Source organism: Aquirhabdus sp. (genome assembly GCF_046462495.1).
Lineage (GTDB): Bacteria > Pseudomonadota > Gammaproteobacteria > Pseudomonadales > Moraxellaceae > Aquirhabdus.
Genome location: NZ_JBKGVE010000007.1, coordinates 346,953 through 366,849 on the forward strand (window position 1 = coordinate 346,953; position 19,897 = coordinate 366,849).

Here is a 19,897-nt window from a genome sequence, read left to right on the forward strand (position 1 = left end):
CTTTGATTTGAAGAAAAATGATCTTCTATAGAGCAAAGTAGGCGATATCCTGATGATCAAATGTCACTTTTCTAAGGCATTGGGGGAGCGAAAACTCAAAATTTCAGACGTCTCTAGAGACACTGGAATTAACAGAGGGACACTAACTAGGATGTACCATGAAACCCTGATTCGTATTGATTTAGAAACGATAAATATACTCTGCGAATATTTATCAATTACAGTCGGCGAGTTACTTGAATATCAAAAAAGTGAGAATGATGTATGAGTAACAAGCCTATCAAAACAATGATTTCTCTATTCAGTGGTGCGGGTGGTCTTGATCTAGGTTTGAGTACAGCAGGCTTTACCAATAAACTGTGCGTTGAAATAGATCATATCGCCCGGAAGACGCTTGTCTTAAATCATGCGAAATGGAAATTATCTTGTCCTGGTGACATTCATGCATTAACTCCAGCCGAATTAATGAAACAAGCTGGCTTAAAACCGAAAGAACTGACTCTTCTTGCTGGTGGCCCACCTTGTCAACCGTTTTCAAAATCTGGTTACTGGGTTACTGGCGATACTGATCGGTTAACTGATCCACGTGCTAAAACCCTAAAGGCTTACTTGGATATTGTACGCGAAGCTCTGCCGCAAGTTATCCTGCTTGAAAATGTTAAAGGGATAGCTTTTTCTGAAAAAGATGAAGGCTTAAAACTCTTATTGAATGAGTTAAACAGTATTAACAAAGCAAAGAAAACAAATTACAAGCCTCATGTAATAGTAATAAATGCCGCAGATTATGGTGTACCGCAGTCCCGAGAAAGGGTATTCATTATTGCAAGCAGGGATGGTAAACAATTCAACCTTCCTGTCGCCACACACTTCGATCCGTCTATTGTAAAAAATACAAAATACCCACACAGAACTGCTTGGGACGCGATTGGCGACTTGGATGTCGATATCTGGCCTGACGAAGTAAAGCCTTCGGGAAAATGGGGCGATTTACTGCCAACAATACCCGAGGGGCAGAATTATCTATGGCACACAGAACAATCTGGTGGATTAGCTCTGTTTGGCTGGAGAACACGTTTTTGGTCATTTCTGTTAAAGCTGGCTAAAGACAAGCCCAGCTGGACTATTCAGGCGCAACCTGGCCCTGCTACTGGCCCCTTCCACTGGAAAGGTAGATTGCTATCGATTCGAGAGCTCGCGCGTCTCCAAACATTCCCAGATGATTATAAATTTGTTGGCGATCGACGGTCAGCGCATAAACAAATCGGAAATGCCGTTCCGCCCGCTATTGGTGAATTTTTTGGCTTGGAGATACGTCGCCAATTTTTCGGTGAACGTGTTCGCAAACAGCTCAAACTCATTCCAGAAAAAAGGAATAACTGCCCTTCACCAGAAAAGCCTAAAGATGTGCCTAAAAAGTATTTAACATTGGTCGGCACTCACGATGCCCATCCTGGAACAGGGAAAGGTCCTGCAGCACAAAAACGTGAACAAAAGGAACACATCTATGCCTGATAGCAGTAAACGAGAATCACGTTCACGAATTCTTGAAGCCCTTACACGCGAATTAATGGGACCTTCTTCTGTAGATGAAGCATTAACAGAATTCCCAACCACTCGTTATATCGTTGGGCGGCTAGCTCCATTAGATACAGTAATTCCAGAAACCGAAAATGATCAGTTTGCCGTTGGGATCGATGATGACGAAGGTGGGGAATATGAACCTCAGCCCCCGTTAATTGTCGGCTTTAGTCCTTCGTCCATGGGTCTTTCTTTCCTTGTCCCCATCGACACTGAAGTAATAAGTGCAAAAGCTACGTGGGGAGACTATCGGCGGGAAAAAGATGAGTCTGAGGGTGGAACATATTGGCAACGATATCAACGATCATTTTTTGTTGAAGGCATACCTATTAACGCAATAGGAAAGCTCTGCCCAATTCCTTTGTCTAAATCCAATGCACCGGCCGCAATTACAATTACGCCAGATGGCTTCAGTAGGCCTAGTGAAAACGGCAATGGAGACGCTCAAGTGTTTTTGGAAGGGGTCATTCATCATATTGATGGGGCAAAAGCAATTAGCTTGTTCTTGGTCAATAGACGCCCCAAAGGCGATGACTCTGACAAATCAAAGGATCAACAGTGGTTAATGCAGCCAAAATTAGAGGTATTTTCGGAGAATAAATCTCCAATATTTATCGCCAAAAATTTTGATAAGGACATTTCTAAAGACTCAGAAATTGCTACTGCAAACATTCTCTACCGTGACGCTAAAGAGTTTGCAACTGGTCATGGTGTAGCCGTCGGATGGGATGGTGTAAATACTGCGCGTGATAGAGCTAGTGTCCTTTTCACCGACTTTGTTCCTAACTTTGAGGTACCAAGCTTAATTGCACAAAGTGGTGATATTCCTGACCTAAACTTGGATATGCGTGAACTTAGCAAAATCTCATCTTCCAATGATTTGTTCAACGCTATCGAACCTCTGGTTTTATCCTACGAGCAATGGGTTGAGGATAGAAAGCAGGAAGCCAAAGAGGCCCTTTTTGTTTCCTCTCAAGAAAATCAAGATACGGCAAAAGTACTGATTGAATCTTGCGAAGATGCTTCTCGTAGAATGCGGATAGGGCTAGAAATCATAAGAGATGAACACAAGGCATTTGAGGCGTTTTTGTTTGCTAACCATGTGATGTGGGATCAACGCATTCACGCCATATGGGCTAGTCGCAATCGCGATAAAGGTGAAATTATCGGCGCCCCTAGCGATTTTGATCATCCCCATAACCGCATTTGGCGACCATTCCAGATAGGCTTTATTTTACTCAACATTGCTGGCATGGTGAATACGCCAAAAAATGGTGAGAAAGTTGCTGCGGATAGAAAACTAGTCGACTTGTTATGGTTCCCTACGGGTGGCGGGAAGACGGAAGCTTACCTTGGGCTAGCCGCTTTTACCTTGGCGTATCGTCGGTTACGCGGCGATGTAAACGGTCTGGATTCAAGTGCCGGGGTAGCCATTATTATGCGCTACACTTTGCGACTGCTGACTGTCCAGCAGTTCCAGCGTGCAACTGCACTGATCTGCGCTTGTGAGTTGGTGCGTAAAAGTTCCCCTGAAAAATGGGGAAAAGAACCTTTTAAGATTGGTTTGTGGGTGGGTAAAGCCACTACACCGAACGACGCAAAAGCCTCTGGGAAAGCGCTGGAAGATTTGGATGAAGGAAAGAAACCAAGGGACGGTAGCCCTATACAATTGGTTTCGTGCCCACGCTGTGGTACATCCTTGGTAACTCCCCAAGGTAAACCTGAAAACCAAACCTATGATTTTGATAATGCAAGACTCAGGACTTTAGTTCGCTGCCCTAATCCAAAATGTGAGTTTTGCGCACGCAAATCAAATAATGAGGGCTTACCTGTCGTGGTCGTGGATGATGAGATCTACCGCGAGTGTCCATCGCTGGTTATTGCCACGGTCGATAAATTTGCACGTATGCCGTTTAAGGGTGAGACACAAGCACTCTTCGGGTTAAGAGATAGATACAGTCCTACCTACGGCCACCTGACACCAGGACATGGTGAAAAGCCAAATCAACGAGTGGTTAAAGATGATCAACCAGCACGCCGTTTAGTTCCTCCAGAATTGATTATTCAGGATGAACTTCACCTGATTTCTGGACCACTGGGTACTATGGTCGGCCTATATGAAACAGCTATTGATTTTCTAACACGTGTTGAGGTCGAAACTGGGGTTACAATTCCAGCTAAAATCATTGCCTCTACCGCAACCATACGACGAGCTCGTGAGCAAGTTCGCCAACTCTATAATCGTGATCTGGCCATTTTTCCACCCAGCGGTCTTTCATCCAAAGACTCTTTCTTTGCTAAAGAACAAGAGATCAAATTAGACGATGATAAAACCGCTGGCCGTTTATATCTGGGGATAAATGCTCCAGGATCCAGTACCAAAACCTTACTAGTCAGAGTATATGCGGCTCTACTCGCAGCAGGAGAAGCGGAAGTCACTAGAGACCACGAAGCAGCCGACCCGTATGCAACAGTCGTCGGCTACTTTAATAGCCTTCGCGCCCTCGGCGGTGCACGAAGACTGGTGGAAGACGATATCAAAAAACGTCTACGGTATTTAGCTCAACAACGAGGCTTTCCACAACGTTATATAAATGATCCAGATGAACTGACTAGTCGCCTCGATTCTTGGCGGATTCCTGGCTTGTTAAAGCGGTTGGATAATAAGTTCCCTCGTGAAAAAGATAAGCAGTATCCCGTCGATGTTTTGCTTGCCACCAATATGATTTCAGTGGGTGTGGATATTGATCGATTGGGTTTAATGGTTGTTACTGGCCAGCCTAAAAGTACAGCTGAGTATATTCAGGCTACCAGCCGTGTCGGTCGAAAACACCCTGGTCTAGTTATTACCATGTACAACTGGTTGGGTGCAAGAGATCTCTCTCATTACGAACATTTTCGAGCATATCATGCAGCACTCTACCGTCACGTAGAGGCAATCAGTGTGACACCTTTTTCCTCACGCGCGCTAGATAGGGGCCTGCGAGGAGCCTTTGCTGCAATGCAACGATTGGGGGGGCAAAACATGGCTCGAGAAGGACAGGCACAAAATTTTGATCCTGGATCTTCATGCACTGATTTGATGATTACAGATATTACTTTGCGTGCGGCGAATTTGGTGGGTAAGAAAAATGCCAAACTGGTGAATGAGAGACTCATGTCGAGTCGTGACGACTGGGCGCACTACGCCGACGATTTACTGCGATATTCTTGGCTAAAAAGTGACGAGCGACCACCAAATAATACGCGAGTATTGCTAAAGACATCAGGTACTGAAAACGAAGGACAATGGTCAACACCCGGATCGTTACGAGAAGTCGAACCTACAGCGACATTTTATCTGAGTGATGAGGAGTAACGCGGATGTCCAGTAAAAGAGCGATTGGCAACGTTCGGCCCAGTCAAGTGATAACAACTTTTGGCCCGGGCGCCATTGTTGATCTGCAAACCTTATCGGTCATAGTTGCGGGCATTGATGGCTGGCGGTTGGACGAAGATCAAGTCATTCATGAGCCGCGCTTGCAGCGAGCCCTGAAGGTGAAGCGCTTCTTTTCCGCCGAACCTTCCAGTGGTAATTACTCTACCAAGGGAGGAACTGTACCCACTTTTCTATTTCCTCGTTATCAGGTCTGCACCCACCCTGAGTGTGCAACATTGTCCGAACCAGGCGAAGAATTGGTTGAGTACAACGAGAAAACTCAGGAAATGGAATGCAAAGCGCCTAGTTGTAAAGGACGAGGTAGATACCGAGCACCTACAATACCAGCCCCATTTGTCGTCGCATGCCCAAGCGGCCATATTGATGACTTTCCATGGCGTACCTACGTTCACAGGGATGCCAGCAATCCTTGTAAAAAACGCATGCGTTTAGTCTATTCCGGTACTACTGGATCCGTGTCCGATATATGGATCTATTGCGCTTGTGATGCTAAGCGTAACGTGAGTGATGCTTTTGGTGAAAATCGTAGTTTGGTGTTGGGTGAGTGTTCTCGTAAACGTCCATGGCTAGGTATTAAAAATAAAGACCCTCACGAGTGTAAGCATATTGGCCAAGTGCGAGCCATACAGCGAGGCGCTACTAATGGATGGTTTCCGCTAGTTCGCAGTGCCCTGTCTATCAAAGAAGCAGCCAGCCCTATTGGTCAAGCACTAAAAAAGTGCCCTCAACATCAGGTAGAAAAAATAGATTCGCCAGAAAAACTGCAAATCCTGCTTGGAATGGAAATGTTCCCTACCTTGGCTGAATTTAAAGTAGAGGATATATGGCAGACCTTGCTAAAAGAGCGGGGAGAAATTGAAACGGATGAAATTGATTTACGACTACCAGAATGGAATGCCCTTAGAGATATTGAAGGCTGTAACCAAGGCGATCAATCCGATTTTTTCCTAGAAGCAAGCGTGGTCCCTGATTTTTTAACAGACAGAATAGAGCGAATTGTCCTTGCCCGAAAGCTTCTGGAAGTGCGTGCGCTCACCAGCTTTACCCGCATTGACTATGCCTCCGGGATGGATGACGATGGAATAGGAGCTTCGCGCGCACCAATTTACAAGGAACGCCAAGACTGGCTACCAGCGGTCGAGGTACGTGGTGAAGGCATTTTCATCGAACTAAAAGAAGAAAGCCTCTCTGAATGGGAAGCCAATCCTGAGGTAAGAAAACGTGCGGCGGCAATTGAAAGAAAATACAAAGAATGGGCGTTAGAACGAGGCGTCGATGCTGATGATTTCCCTGGGGCACGCTATGTATTGTTACACAGTTTAGCCCATGTGCTTATACGACAGCTTGCCTTAGATTGTGGTTACTCTGAATCATCTGTTCGGGAGCGCATTTACAGTAGTAACGATTCAGAGCGCAAAATGGCAGGTATTTTGTTATATACCGCCAGTGCAGACTCAGAGGGAAGCTTGGGTGGTTTGGTTGATCTGGGTACTAAAGAACGCTTCCCCAATTTAATTCATAGCGCTCTTGAAAATGCCAAGCGTTGCTCATCCGATCCACTTTGTGCAGACCATGAACCCGACGTGCATGCCACCATTAATGGCGCAGCTTGCCATGCTTGCTTATTAGCACCCGAGACCTCATGCGAAGCTTTTAATCGTTTTTTGGAAAGAAACTTTTTGGTGCCTACTATGGCTTATAGCGATATGGCCTATTTCAAATAAGGTATGACCATGCCTGCCACAAGAGATAAAACCGCGAAAGAACTGGCGCAAAATGTTCGGCAATTAATTAATGCGGGAGGCTTTACGGAGATCGTTGCTGCGGTGGAGGCTGGCACACTGACCTCGCAGTCTGGTTTAGCAAGTATTGCCAAGCTAGCAGCGGGACGAACAGCTGTTCAAGATGCATTGATACGTCTGATACGCAGTTGGGGTGATCAGTTCAATACTTTGAGCAACTCGGCGTTTGCTTTACAGCTTGCAATATTAAAGGAGATTGTCTCGTTAACTGAAAACGAAGCTACCCACACAGAAGTGGTATGGACGGGACCAAAGGTCGAAGGCACATATTTGAGAGCCACGCGCCAAGTCGTTCAGGACATTATCGTGGCCGCCCAATTCGAACTTTTGGTCGTAGGTTATTGGTTGGCTGGTAAAGAAGACAATGAAGGCATCATCAACGACATTATAGAGCTAATAGCAAACGCAGTAGCCCGCGGTGTTAAAGTGATTATGGTGTTGGACGAGGGTGAAAAGGGTTATGGCAAGAATAACAGAGATACTGTAATTACACTCTGGCCAAAAGATATTACTTTGCCGAAGCTTTTGACTTGGAAAATCCCAGCAGATGACAAACACCTAAAGTTGCATGCCAAGGTACTAGTAGCAGATCGCCATGACGCACTGGTGACTTCGGCCAATTTGACCATGTATGCGTTGGACCGAAACATGGAAATGGGCGTCAGGGCTCAAGGACAAGCCAGCGAGCGGATTGCTCTGCATTTTGATTTGTTATGTCGCAACCAAGTACTTGTTGGATATTAGCATTTTCCTAGAATATGCATTGAATGGCGCTCTAGTAGTCTTTTGATGATTTCATCCCTAGTGAGCATACTAATCGTAAAGCAGTGTGGATTTTGTGGCAACCACCCAGCATTCCTGAAACTGAATTCCAAATCTATATTTTCGAACCCATATGCTTTTGCTACATGCTTGTTCAGTGTGATGGTTAAATCACGGAACTCCTGAACAAAGATTTCAGAACATGCTTCATCATCGGCCTTTTTTTGTAGCTCGCGCAGGGATAAATTTTGCTTATCGAGAATTCGTTTTCTTGCTAAGTAATAAGCCTTAGAGTGATATTCAATTAACTCCATCTCATTGCTATTCGGAAAAGGGAAATTGTCGAACGAATCACTAATGGAGTATCTGAGATCATTCTTCATTGTTGTAGAAAATCTTTCTGCCCAAATTTGATGAAATATTGACTGCAGAACTCCAAACATTGCGTACTTATCTGTTGCAAATATTACTACCGCATCTGAAGGAGTCCAATCTTGCTTGATCTTTTCTATAAGATGAAGATTACTTACGCGCGATCTTCCAAAGTAGAATTCTTTATCTCTCAATTTATTAAAAAAATCTTCACGACGATCCCAATGCACCCAATACCTTTTTTCATGAATCTGGCCTTTTAATTTGTCTCTCTCGGGCTTAACTGTTGTTGTAATATGATTGAAAGCTTTCTCTATTTTTTTTGCCTCATCAAAATTTAAATCTCCAAAATCAATGCAATATCTACTTGGAATTGATCCCTTTGTGTTGTTTATATCATCGCCCACTAAATAGGGTTTTATCACTTTTTTGCTTTCTGGGTCGTTGAGAAATTCATTTGCCTCTTCTATTGATAAAACAAAACCCGCACCATATACATAGACTCCTGTTCCACAAAGACCCGCATTCTTCATTATAGGGGCAGGAGTTTCATTGCAAGGTATTGAATCCAAATACGATGATATAAGATCACAATTTTCTAGGCCTAATGTTATCTTTCCGGCCCACGGCATTTTCGTGACGTGTAAAATTGAAACTGTTACATTGGCTTTACCTGGCCATTTCATAGATGGTGTAGCATGGTAAATTTTAAATCCTGAACGTAATACCCGAAGCAGCCCAAGCTCTCGAGTATCGCCTTGCGATATTGTATTGGTAGTTATTAAGCCTATGCTTGAACCATTTTTCTTGCAAAGCAAGTCGAAGACGCATCGTATAAGAAAGAAAGTGACAAGATCACAAGCGCCCTTTTTACCATTTTTGAATCTGTCTAGGTAGTCAGCCACGTCTTTTCCAAGAACCGTGCTAATTTTCTTTCCACCCAAGAAAGGAGGATTTCCTATTAGCGCATCGAATCCTTTGTTTTTTCTATAAAAAATCTCTGGAAACTCTGCTTCCCAACAAAAAGGGATAATCGCATCTCCTCTACTACCCAAATTAATAACGATCTTATTCACTTCCTGCTGAGCGGTCTCATCTTTATCTAATCGGTCAAACCAATAGCGGTAATTTATAAGATTAGCTTCACGCTGTTTTGTGTTCTTTCCATCAAAGAAGGCAGCTATCCCAAGAATTGCCTTCAACCTAACTTTGTCCAACGCATCTTCCGCCAGTCTATTTTCTTTTTCTTTGCTGACAAAATCATGGTCGGGAATATTATGAATAGCTTCCCTGTGCCGTTCGACCTCTACAATTTCATGTTCCGGATGGCTTTCGAACAAAGGCCCAAAATCATTGGTAATGGGCTTCCAGGTAAACTCTCTAATCTGTTCTGGAGTTAAGCCTATCAGCGAGTTTCCATGTTTAAGCGCATGATCCACAAATGTAAAAGGGCGATCGGTTGATAGGGTAGTTAACCAAAGTGATAGCTTGGCCATTTCCACAGCCAACCGGTTCATATCCACGCCGTAAATACAGCGTTCAGCTACATAACGACGCGCAAATACAATGCGCTCTTCTCGGGATTCTGGCATCAAGTTTTCGGTTGCCTCACCTTTTGATGGTATAGCAAAAGGCATGGTCAAAATGGCATCAGGCTGTTCGGCTGATATGCGCTCCCAAGCATCTACCAGTCGTTCTGCGAGATAGCGAGTAGCCTGCACCAGGAAGGCTCCAGAACCCATAGCCGGGTCACAAACCTTAAGGCTTAATATTTCCTGTGGTGTTTTGATGAGTTTAGGTTCAAACAGTAATCCAGGTTTGCCCTCTATATTTACATACACCTGGTGCTCAAGCGTCCGGCGCACGACTGGTTCCGTGAGTGTTGGTGGCGTATAGTGAGCACCACTAGATCTGCGATCTTGACCGTGGGTAACATAAAGACCTCCCGGTCGTACAATGCCAAGGTCTTTTAGAAAACGTTCAACTGGCTTGGCTTGCTCCAGTAACTCTGTATCGTCCGTCCCCAGATTGGCGAGCGTGTGGCGCTCTTCTTCTCGCTCTAGGACTTTTTTGATGGTACCAGCAGTTTTGCTGGTGTACTTAGCAATGGCTTTGATCAGCGCGGCCTGATCCAATCCAGCAAAATCTGCGGCGTCCATTGGCTCTGGCTCTGCTATCATTGACCCACCTTGCAAAAGTAGCTGGGTTTTATTGGCCGGGGCTCGGGTAACTCGACGATCTAATAGGCCTTCATACATATGGCCTATTTGTTCAACAGAGAGAGTGCGATAGCTCACCAATTGGCGCACCCCATCGGCCTTAGCGTATTTTAGACTCCGTAGGATATCCCGAATCACCGCATCCCTAACTTTAGGTGGCTCTGGGACTTCGGTTGGCCATATTCCTTTTCTGTTGCGACCATCCAACAGTGGATAGCGATTGGGGTCAAATAACTGTCCGCCATGTGCGGCGATACGAATGTCCTGATCGATGCTGCCATCGTGCAATAAGCGGGAACTAGCTAACAGTCTGGCATAGGCCGCAAAAGAGTGTTTGAGTTTTTCTGGCGCAAGTCGCTTGGTTTCTTCCAATTCTGTTAATAGGTGTAGTACGCCATATGCTCTGTCATAGCTTACGTTGCCGTGGGGAAGCAAACCATTTTCTTCCGCATACAGAGTAAAAAGCAGACGCATAATAAAGGCGACACTGGATTCGAATATTTCGGCCTCGCTGTACCCATGAAGGTAATCGCCGCTAAGTTCAGCATCTATCCTATCCAACTCGTGAACCAAAATCTGCAGAGCTTCACGGACCTGATTACCGAGTTGATCGGCAACATCCATTTGTCGTTGACGGCTTAGTTTGATAAGTTCAAGGATGCCTTGATCCCGTGGCCCAGCAAAAAAACGAGACTCACCAAGTAGATCCTTAAAGGCGGCTAGGGTAAGCGGGTCATCATTCCATGTTTGCGAGGTCCAAGTCATCCAAGATGTGGTTTCCGAAGGAGAAGCTACCACTAAACGCCAGGCTTCACCGTTGGTAAGCAAACCCAACTCGATACCGGTATCACGCAGCAACCGCTCAGATTTGGTGGTAGGCGATGCTTTCCAACGCCCCTTGTTTTGTAGCCAAGGTTTGTCCAATGATTGCTCTCGTGGCACTTCTAATACCAGCATGATTGGCTTGCCTTCATCTAATAAGACGCGGCTGGGACGGAGTCTTTCTTGTTGCTCTGGCAGGTTAACTACCATATTAGCTGGAATGGCAGCTCCAACTTGCCAGTAGTCTTTGTCCTTGAGACCCAGAAAGTCTTCGAGGATAAAGTTAAGCCAGCCAGGTTGTCCATTGCCCTCAACCATGCCTTTGGGTAGGTTCCAAATCTCCCTTTGCTTTCTGAAAGTGGCTAGCTCTTGCTTGTCGAGCGACCTAAAGTTGCCTGCATCAGCTAGCACAGGTTCACTCAACACAACACCAGTGATTTCTACACTAGAAAGCCATCGATGCTGTCTATTGGCAACGCGTTTATTAGTAGCCATTAGTTAATTTCCTTCGGAAGGATAACTTCCAGAGCAACGGGATACATTCTTTGATCTGTCACTTTATATAAATCTTTCTGGCGCTTCGGCTCTGTTTCCCGTTCTTGTTGAAGTTGATCGAGCCTTCGCTGAAGTGCAAGTAAATCCTGCTCTCGCTGATCTTGCTCTTCATCGTCAAAGGAAAATTGCATCTGCATATCCGCAGAGCATTTTTGCCACTCTTTGATTGTATTTCTAATAGCAGCGATGCGTTCAGTTGCTAGGCTTTGTGCATGTTTGCGGGCGAGTTCACCGCGCTCTTTGAGTGTTTCAATAAGCGCTTTGGCTAGCGCATCGGCAGTGACAGATAGTTTTTCGGTAATTGCATCGATATAGGAAGTAATTAATTTTTGAACCCCTGTGATATCGCCTGCAAAAATCGTCGAATCTTCTGGCCTGATAATTTCCTGTTCCGTAAGAACCCCATTTTGAATTGCCAGTTGGCAACGAACTAAGCCTTCGTGTAGCCGATTATGTTCTGGTCCCAGTAATACTAACCGCCCCCACACAACTACAGCTGGTGACGAGATTTCCTTGGATTCTGAAATAGTCACTCTGTTGAGGCGGTTTTTAGATGATTGTGCGCCCCACATCTGAATCCGAAAGGTGGAAATAGCTCTTCGCATCAGAGGGTGGTCTAAATGGGCGATTCCTACTGTGTCATCATCTTTTGATTTAGTGCGATTAAATGACAGACGCTTCTGCAAATAGGAGGTACTAACATAAGCCTTACACTCCGTCCACGCGGTTGGCACACGCAAAATAATGAACTCGTCGTTGCCCAATAGACTTATGGCATCAACACAACCTTCAAGCTGCAACGCCTGTTCCAATAGTTGTAATTGATTGCTATCTGATATGTCGAGCGCACTTCGCGCTTTGTTCAAAACCTGAACCAATTGAGCCACACTCTCATTCTCTCCAGCTTCAATGGCCATTTCCTCTCGAGCAATTCTCCTGCGTGCGTCCTCATCGATTTCACTCAGATTGATGACCTCACCGAGCGCTTTTCGCCGAACATTTTCAGTAATTAAGGAACTTACACTTCCTAGGTCATTTCGAATTATTTCTACTTTATCAACAATGTGTTTTAAGAATTCTGAGTCTTCCTGATTCTTGTAAACAAAATGATGAATACGAACTTCATTCGCCTTTTGACCATGACGATCTACTCGTCCATTTCGTTGTTCTAGTCGAACTGGATTCCATGGAATTTCATAATGAATTAAGTTGCGGCAGTATTTCTGGAAATCAGCACCTTCTGATGCAGCATCTGTTGCGAGCAAAATTCGTACATTGGTTTCGCTGTTAGAAGATTGAAATTCATTGTTGATTTTCTGACGATCACCATCTTTCATTCCGCCAACAATAGTTCTTGTAGCATCTAGATATCCATGTTTTTCAAGTACGCGCTCTAAATAGTTTAATGTGTGCTTATATTCAGTAAAGATGATGACTCGTTCACCATTCCACACATTTTTTTCGCGTAAATTGTCATTGATCCAGAAAATCAACGCGGCAGCTTTACTATCTTCTTTAATGGAATAGTGAGAGACCTGCTTATCAACGATCTCAAACATTTCCTGCAGAAAATATTTTTCGTCAACTGTTAGATCATTTATGAGTTTGGAGGCAGAACTCGTAGCTGCTTCTAAGTTATCTTCTTTTTCTTCATCATCGCCCCATTCTTCAGAATCTTTTTGCTCGAAACTATTGAACAAAGACTCACCAATACCAAGTTCATCTTTAATACCTGTATTTTTCGTATGAACAATGAGGCTTTCACGTAGCGCCAATGGTGAAGACAGCGCCCGTTTTTTCAGCAGGGTAAGTATGAACTGCAGCGGTCGTTCAGAGCGCTTATCGACAGATCCCAAGCGGCTTTCAGTATAAATTCTGAGCAAATCAAAAAGGCGTTGTTCATCTCCCTCTAACTTAACATAGAGCTGAGGATCTTCGGTTTCATTTCGCGGAAGGATTATTCTCTTCGGAAAACGATGAGAGCCATCTGGATTGGTTATGTCCTGTTTTAAGCGTCGAATGGTGACCGCTGAAAGCTGAGCCTTATCAAGGTCAGTGCCTCGAGAAAAGCGGAGATTATCCAGAATCTCTAATAAACCGGTGAAACTTTCGCGGTAGCCATTGTGTGGTGTTGCGGTGAGAAACATCTTGTGTTCAAACTGCTCAGATATCGATCTGAGAAGCGAGGTACGTTCAGAGTCGCGAACATATTGTTTCTTACCTGACGGAGCAGCATTATGGGCTTCGTCTAGGATAAGGAGATCCCATGGGCGGTTGTTAGGGCGTTCCTCTAATCTCCGTCGAATGTACTCATCAAATAAACGACGAGGATGTTCTGTTTTTAGATAATCGATTGATGTAACAAGTCTTGGAAAGCTTGCCCAAGGATTTATGCTAGGGCCATACTCCTTCCTCATTTTAAGGGCAGAATCCCGATCAATGATTTTAAATTCGAGACCAAATTTTTCTGCCATCTCATCGACCCACTTAAGCTTCAAATGAGCGGGACAGACAATCAAGACACGACTTACCCTATGGCTATGGATCAGCTCTTGTGTAACTAGACCTGCTTCAATGGTTTTACCAAGACCAACATCATCCGCTAGTAAGAGGCGCACGCGTGGCATATTAATAGCTCGGATGACCGGAGCTAGCTGATACTCTTCCATTTGAACACCACCCCTGAAAGGGGCTTGCAGTATATCGCCAACGGCTAAGGAACTCGCACTCCACTGCAGTGATCGTATAAAAGCATCAAACAGCTCGGGTTCATCGTAGGCAGTGATATTGGGCAGCGCTGTAGATTCGACCAATGCAGGGAAAATTTCGCGCTCCCATATAACTTGAATATTCTCCCCAAGCGCATCATCACTCAGACATTCAAGGGCAACCCTGTGAATAGCAAGGTTTGGTTGAATCTTGGTTTTATTGACGTCTGTGACTGCCCATATTTTATGGCGCAGTTTGACTATTTGTCCCTGCTCTGGCGCTGCCCCTAAATCTGGCATATTGTTGGATCCACATTTTGATTTTACAGATAAGTTTGATTATATCTTTATACCCACGGTAGTAGATATGAGCCCTTGGCTTTTTATATGGGCAAGTTGCCTCGGACTTGACCATGCTGTATGGCAAGAACACAAGTCAAAAATATTTTCTGGTAGAATTTCCTAAAAATGCCTTAGCGCAATTACGGTCAATTCTGTTGGCTAAAGACTTCCTAAACGTCGACGCAATTTAAGATCTGTCTCAACCTTATCCGGTATCCACAAAAACATAAATTGTATTTATTTTCATATAATTATATTGGTATGATACTTTATTACTCAAATTTTGATGGGCTACTCTAAATAAGTTGATTCAGTATGATACTTTATTTTTTTAAAGAGTCTCTTAAAACAAATAAAATCAATATCTTATATAGATTTTAGTATGATACTTTATTACTCTCCCACACATGCGTGCGGGGAAGTAGCAATAGAATGTCCAGCTGTTACGGACCAACGCGCGAAGCAAAGAACCGGCCCGAAAGGCTTCTGTGACGACAAGTCGACCAATGTTCCCTACCCAACAAAACTTTGCGATTCGCCCTAGTTTCTCCTATTTCTGCAATACGGTCTTTTAGACCTTGATCATGACTAGCAGCAGAGTCTTAATCAAGATGCTTCTCTGCCAGAAACGCAGACATCTGGTCAGCAATCTCAACATTATTGAGGTCGGAAAATGGAAAGTGCGTGTTCCCGTGTATACCAATTTCAGGTAGATGGATCAATGTGGCATCACCGCCGTGGCGATTGATGGCGTCAACCCAAAGACGTGCCATGGCTAGCCGCACGCGCCAGTTATCTTGTCCGGGTATGACACTGGGTTCCGTCGGAATATTGTCGCCATAAAAGACAACAATCGGAATCTTGGTCAGCTTAAGGAATTTCGACAACGGCACAGCTTCACCACTCAAAGGGCCTGCTGTACTGGGCATCGTTGGTGGGACTTCGCCTTCCGGGAAAACAAATCCACTCCCAGGCTCAAACGAAACCACGGCCTTGATGTTCGGATTTTTCATGGCGGCGAGCCATCCGAAGCCACCAGCATGTGAGTGTGTAACTAAAATGCCTGGCCCGATCTTGTTGAACAACGCCGATACCCCTTCGACGGCTAGATTACCGTCGAATGGTCCTGTGTCTGGAACCATTTGCCGAAAGTATTGGTTCAATGCCTCGGAGTCGTGCGAGAACTGTACGCCTAGATAGAAATTTGGCCAGTTGCCAAGGCGGAACTGGTTGAACCAACGCTGTTCATCGGTAACGGGCGTGATAGTCGTTCCAACCGTTGACCGTGAAGCTCCCCCTCGACGAGGCTGGTCAATCAGGTACACAGCAAAGCGACGGCGCAAAAACAGTGTCTGGAAGCCTTCACGACCGTCAGGTGTCGTTTGCCATGTATTCATGAACTCGGCATAACCATGCCACATTACCAACGGCAGTTTCCTAGCATTGACAGGGATCTGATAGAACACATGTGCATGATCACCATGTAGCGTCTGACCCTCTGGGCCCAATTTGATCGGATCAAAATTACCGGGGGTCTTGATCACGGTTCCGCCGACCGCAAAGCTGCCCTGATCCTGAATCATCAGCGGGGGTACATTGTCGGCTGACGCCGCCATGCTCTGTGATGCAATCGAAAGCGCCATGATCAAACTCCTGTAGATTACTTTCATTGAAATCTCCTAGAGCAATGACCGAACCACGGGTCATTGCAATGAAAAGCGACCCATTCTCTCAATGGGTCAGGGAAGATCTGCTGGGTGCAGCAGGTTACAGAGTTCTCGTGTAAAACCCTGACAGCTTGGTCATCGCAACATCCACATACTTAGGTACCCAGTAGGTTTCGATGTGCGTCGCACCATCGATCTTGAACAATTCTTTGTCCTTTGTGCCGGTCGCTTTGGCAAACGCATCTTCACTCATGTAAAGGGTGTCGGCCTTACTACCAGCGATCATCAGTAGCGGCTGATTAATCAATTCAATCTGGTTGGTGGAGTCAAAGCGCATGAGATCCAGCAGGCTGCTCGTGGTGTATTTAAAGGTTGAGTTGGGATGAGCGTGGGTCTTCCAATAGTATTCATAACCCTGCCGATACAGGTCGAATGGCAGTTTGGCGATCTGCTCATCAGTCAGATTGGCGTCACCCGAATAGAGTACTTCTCCACCAGCAGCCTCCTGAGCACGAGCATCGGATGCTTGTTGTAACCGCTGCTGGATGGTGTCCAGTTGCGAATCCTGAAAGCCATTACGACGTACCCGTCCCGAGTTGAACATACTCACCGTAGCAATCGACTTGAAGCGTTTATCGGTTTCCGCCGCTGCTAATGAGTATCCACCGCCTCCGCAAATACCAAGCAAACCTAAACGTTTCCCATCAACTCCTGGATACTGCGCGATGAAATCGGCCATGCCGTGAATATCTTCGATGCGGTTTGCGGGTTTATCGACACCCCGCGGGAGGCCACCACTTGCACCTTGATATGCCGCGTCGGCTGCGATAGTGATATAGCCATGTTCTGCCAAGTGCTGGGCATACAAGCCTGCGGTTTGCTCCTTCACCCCGCCATTTGGGTGTGCCACGACTACAGCAGGGTATTTCTTCTGCGGATCATAGTTTGCCGGGGTGTAGACATTGGCGGAAATATCTAATCCATTGAGCTTGTACGTGACGGGATGGATGTTGACCTTGCCTGGCTCATTCACGGTTATCGCGCCGTCATAGACCAGCGTAAACGGATTTTTCCTATAATCCGCTGCGTCGGCATTGCTTGCCGAAACCCCGACAGCGGCTGCCAAAAGTGTAGCTTTTAATGTATCGCTCATCATGTTAACGCTCCTGTACTGCGGTTGATCATGTCAGGCGGATAAGCTTTGACAGCTACCGCCATAGAGAGTTCGTTGCTCTTTTCAGTCTGATTTCTCAGTGTGGATCCTTCTCAAAAACATCTTTGGCTACCGAAACGGCGGTGACTGCACTAGGCCAACCGGCATAAAAAGCGAGCTGAGTAATCGCCTCAACGATCTCGGTCTCCGTCAAACCGTTCTGGCGCGCCAGAATCAGATGTGAACGCAGTTGGTCTGGACGGTTCATGGCGATTAGGGCGCTGACTGTCACTAGGCTGCGATCCCGCTTGGAAAGACCTGGGCGTTGCCACACATCGCCAAAGAGTACTTTGTCGGTCAATTCGGCAAGCTTTGGTGCCACACTGCCCATTAACTGTTGAGCACGTGTAGGCGTTGAAGCATTATCTGTTTGATCTGCTATTGGCAGGGACTCTTCTTCTTTGCCTGAATACTGCGCATCGGACACTTTTTCCAGCCAGTCAACTGACTTGCCATCAAGCTGCTCCTGTATTGCAAGATGGGTCATAGCGCTGTCTGATGACGCTCCGTGCCAGTGCTTCTGGCCTGCCGGAATCCAGACAACGTCGCCAGCAACGATCCGCTGAACGGGACCGCCCCAAAACTGAATCAAGCCAGCTCCAGCAGTAACGACCAGCGTCTGGCCAATCGGATGTACATGCCAGTCTGTCCGAGCACCGGGTTCGAACGTGACGTAAGCGGCAGATGCTCTAGCCGGTGAGGTTGGTGAGAAAAGCATATCGACGTGTACCTTGCCCGTGAAATGCTCAGGGGCACCCGCAAACGACTCCCGATCTGCCTGATGCAAAATTACAGCGATTGGATGCTTACTGGAGCTGGAAGCAGCGTTGGCTTCGTTAGCTTGAGCGTAAACTGTGGTTGTAAGTGTCATGATTGTCAGAACCGTAAGTAGGGTTTTCATTGGAAAGGTCTCGATATCTCGGAGGTCATGGCAGCCGCTACCGCGTCCGCAACAAGACCTCGGGTTCTTTGGCTGCGATTTCTGCCGCCGTGGTGACACGAGCCCTTTTAGGAACAATCAGCGTAAGCGCGATAATCGCTGCTAGGGCCAGCATGCAAGCACTGCCATTGATTGATGTCGTGATCTGATGAGCCAGCGCCTCAACACTATGAAGATCAGCAGGCTTGGCTGCCGTGAATACGACAACCAACACACCTAGACCCAATGAGCCGCCAAGTTGATGCGCGACATTGACCATGCCTGAAGCCGCCCCAGTATCTTCTGGTGCTACCTCCGCTACAGCCTCGACTGTCAACGGTGCAAGCACGGCTCCTTGGCCAAAGCCGATGAACAGCATGGGTAAAGCCACACCAGTCAAATATGGCGTGTTTGCAGTTGCCTGCCCCAGCCACAGTAAACCCACGATGGCGACGACCAGACCAGCGACAATTAGACCACCATTGCCGAGTGTGCGGGTCAGCCGCGGAACCATGACTGCTGAGATGAGATTAGGCAGGGAAACAGGGAGGAAGGCCAATCCAGCCTGCAATGGCGTAAAGCCAAGCACGCCTTGCAGATATTGGGTCGAGAAGAACCAGAAACCGACCATACCACCCATAAACAGCATGCGGGCAACATAGGCACTGGAGCGTATTTTGTTCGCAAACAAACGTAACGGCAGGATTGGCTGTTCGGCACGAGATTCAACTGCAATAAAGACCGCGATTAACACAATGCCTGTAATCAGCGACACGACTGTTTCCTGTGCACCCCACCCAACGTCCGCCGACCTGACGATGCCGTATACCAATGCCACCATACCTACCGTGGAGCTAATGGCGCCAATCAGGTCAAAATGCCCTGCCTCTCTTGGGGTTTCGGTAAAGTAACGACGTGCTCCGGTGATCAGGGCAATGCCTATAGGCAAATTGATGAAAAATCCAACACGCCAAGAAATCAAATCTGCAACTAGCCCGCCTAATACCAAACCTAGAATCGCACCTAACCCCGCAGCAGCGGCATAAAGAGAAAGTGCACGGGTACGTTCAGGCCCTTCCGCAAAGTTCGTTGACAGCAGAGCCAGCGTTGAAGGCGCGAGCACAGCGGCTCCAACACCTTGGATAGCACGAAACACCAGTAACCACGCTGGAGATTGCGCTACACCTATTGCTAGCGATGCCAGAGTGAATACTGCCGTCCCTACGATGTACATCCGCTTTCGCCCCAAGATGTCGCCAGCCCGAGCACCGAGCAACAGGAGACCTCCAAAAGCGAGCGTGTAGGCGTTTTGCACCCAAGACAACTCGGCGGTAGTGAAGCCAAGACCCGCTTTGATCTTCGGCAGACCAGTAATAATGATCGAAATATCGACCACAATCATCAGATAGCTGGCGACAATGATCGCCAGCAGAATGTTCGACTTGGCTTGACTGCTTAGGGTAGATCCCGCATTCATACGGTTGCTCCTCGCTTGGACA

General features: G+C 46.3%; 11 protein-coding genes. 5 read left to right on the forward strand and 6 right to left on the reverse strand.

Annotated elements, in window-relative coordinates; translation table 11 throughout:
• The first annotated feature begins 52 nt into the window (after positions 1–52).
• The 5 genes from ACLHG7_RS09690 to drmC are packed head-to-tail and all read left to right on the forward strand — an operon-like array spanning position 53 to position 7,563.
• Positions 53–268, forward strand: a complete 216-nt coding sequence (locus ACLHG7_RS09690; RefSeq protein ID WP_410210815.1) for a helix-turn-helix domain-containing protein — start codon at positions 53–55, stop codon at positions 266–268.
• On the forward strand, positions 265–1,512 hold the full coding sequence (locus tag ACLHG7_RS09695) for a DNA cytosine methyltransferase (RefSeq protein ID WP_410210816.1): 1,248 nt from the start codon (positions 265–267) through the stop codon (positions 1,510–1,512). Before ACLHG7_RS09690 ends, ACLHG7_RS09695 begins: the two co-directional genes overlap by 4 nt.
• On the forward strand, positions 1,505–4,936 hold the full coding sequence (gene drmA / locus ACLHG7_RS09700) for a DISARM system helicase DrmA (RefSeq protein ID WP_410210817.1): 3,432 nt from the start codon (positions 1,505–1,507) through the stop codon (positions 4,934–4,936). Before ACLHG7_RS09695 ends, drmA begins: the two co-directional genes overlap by 8 nt.
• Positions 4,937–4,941: 5 nt before the next feature.
• Complete coding sequence (drmB, locus tag ACLHG7_RS09705; RefSeq protein WP_410210818.1) at positions 4,942–6,741, forward strand: DrmB family protein; 1,800 nt, start codon at positions 4,942–4,944, stop codon at positions 6,739–6,741.
• Between the two features lie 9 nt (positions 6,742–6,750).
• Positions 6,751–7,563 (forward strand): DISARM system phospholipase D-like protein DrmC, encoded by an 813-nt coding sequence (gene drmC / locus ACLHG7_RS09710; RefSeq protein WP_410210819.1) that lies wholly within the window; start codon positions 6,751–6,753, stop codon positions 7,561–7,563.
• Here the strand turns inward: drmC and ACLHG7_RS09715 are convergent.
• From ACLHG7_RS09715 to ACLHG7_RS09740, 6 genes are all read right to left on the reverse strand, one after another.
• Entirely contained in the window at positions 7,560–11,489 is a 3,930-nt protein-coding gene (locus ACLHG7_RS09715; RefSeq protein ID WP_410210820.1) for a DNA methyltransferase, read from the reverse strand. The genes drmC and ACLHG7_RS09715 overlap by 4 nt on opposite strands.
• Entirely contained in the window at positions 11,489–14,557 is a 3,069-nt protein-coding gene (gene drmD, locus ACLHG7_RS09720) for a DISARM system SNF2-like helicase DrmD (protein ID WP_410210821.1), read from the reverse strand. The genes ACLHG7_RS09715 and drmD overlap by 1 nt, the downstream gene beginning before the upstream one ends.
• Positions 14,558–15,201: 644 nt before the next feature.
• Positions 15,202–16,242 (reverse strand): alpha/beta hydrolase, encoded by a 1,041-nt coding sequence (locus ACLHG7_RS09725; RefSeq protein ID WP_410210822.1) that lies wholly within the window; start codon positions 16,240–16,242, stop codon positions 15,202–15,204.
• A 124-nt stretch (positions 16,243–16,366) separates the two neighbouring features.
• A complete protein-coding gene (locus ACLHG7_RS09730) occupies positions 16,367–17,422 on the reverse strand; it encodes an alpha/beta hydrolase (RefSeq protein WP_410210823.1) in 1,056 nt (351 codons plus the stop codon).
• Between the two features lie 94 nt (positions 17,423–17,516).
• Positions 17,517–18,350, reverse strand: a complete 834-nt coding sequence (locus ACLHG7_RS09735) for a cupin domain-containing carboxymuconolactone decarboxylase family protein (protein ID WP_410210824.1) — start codon at positions 18,348–18,350, stop codon at positions 17,517–17,519.
• A 67-nt stretch (positions 18,351–18,417) separates the two neighbouring features.
• Positions 18,418–19,875, reverse strand: coding sequence for an MFS transporter (locus ACLHG7_RS09740; RefSeq protein ID WP_410210825.1), 1,458 nt, complete (start codon positions 19,873–19,875; stop codon positions 18,418–18,420).
• Between the last annotated feature and the right edge of the window lie 22 nt (positions 19,876–19,897).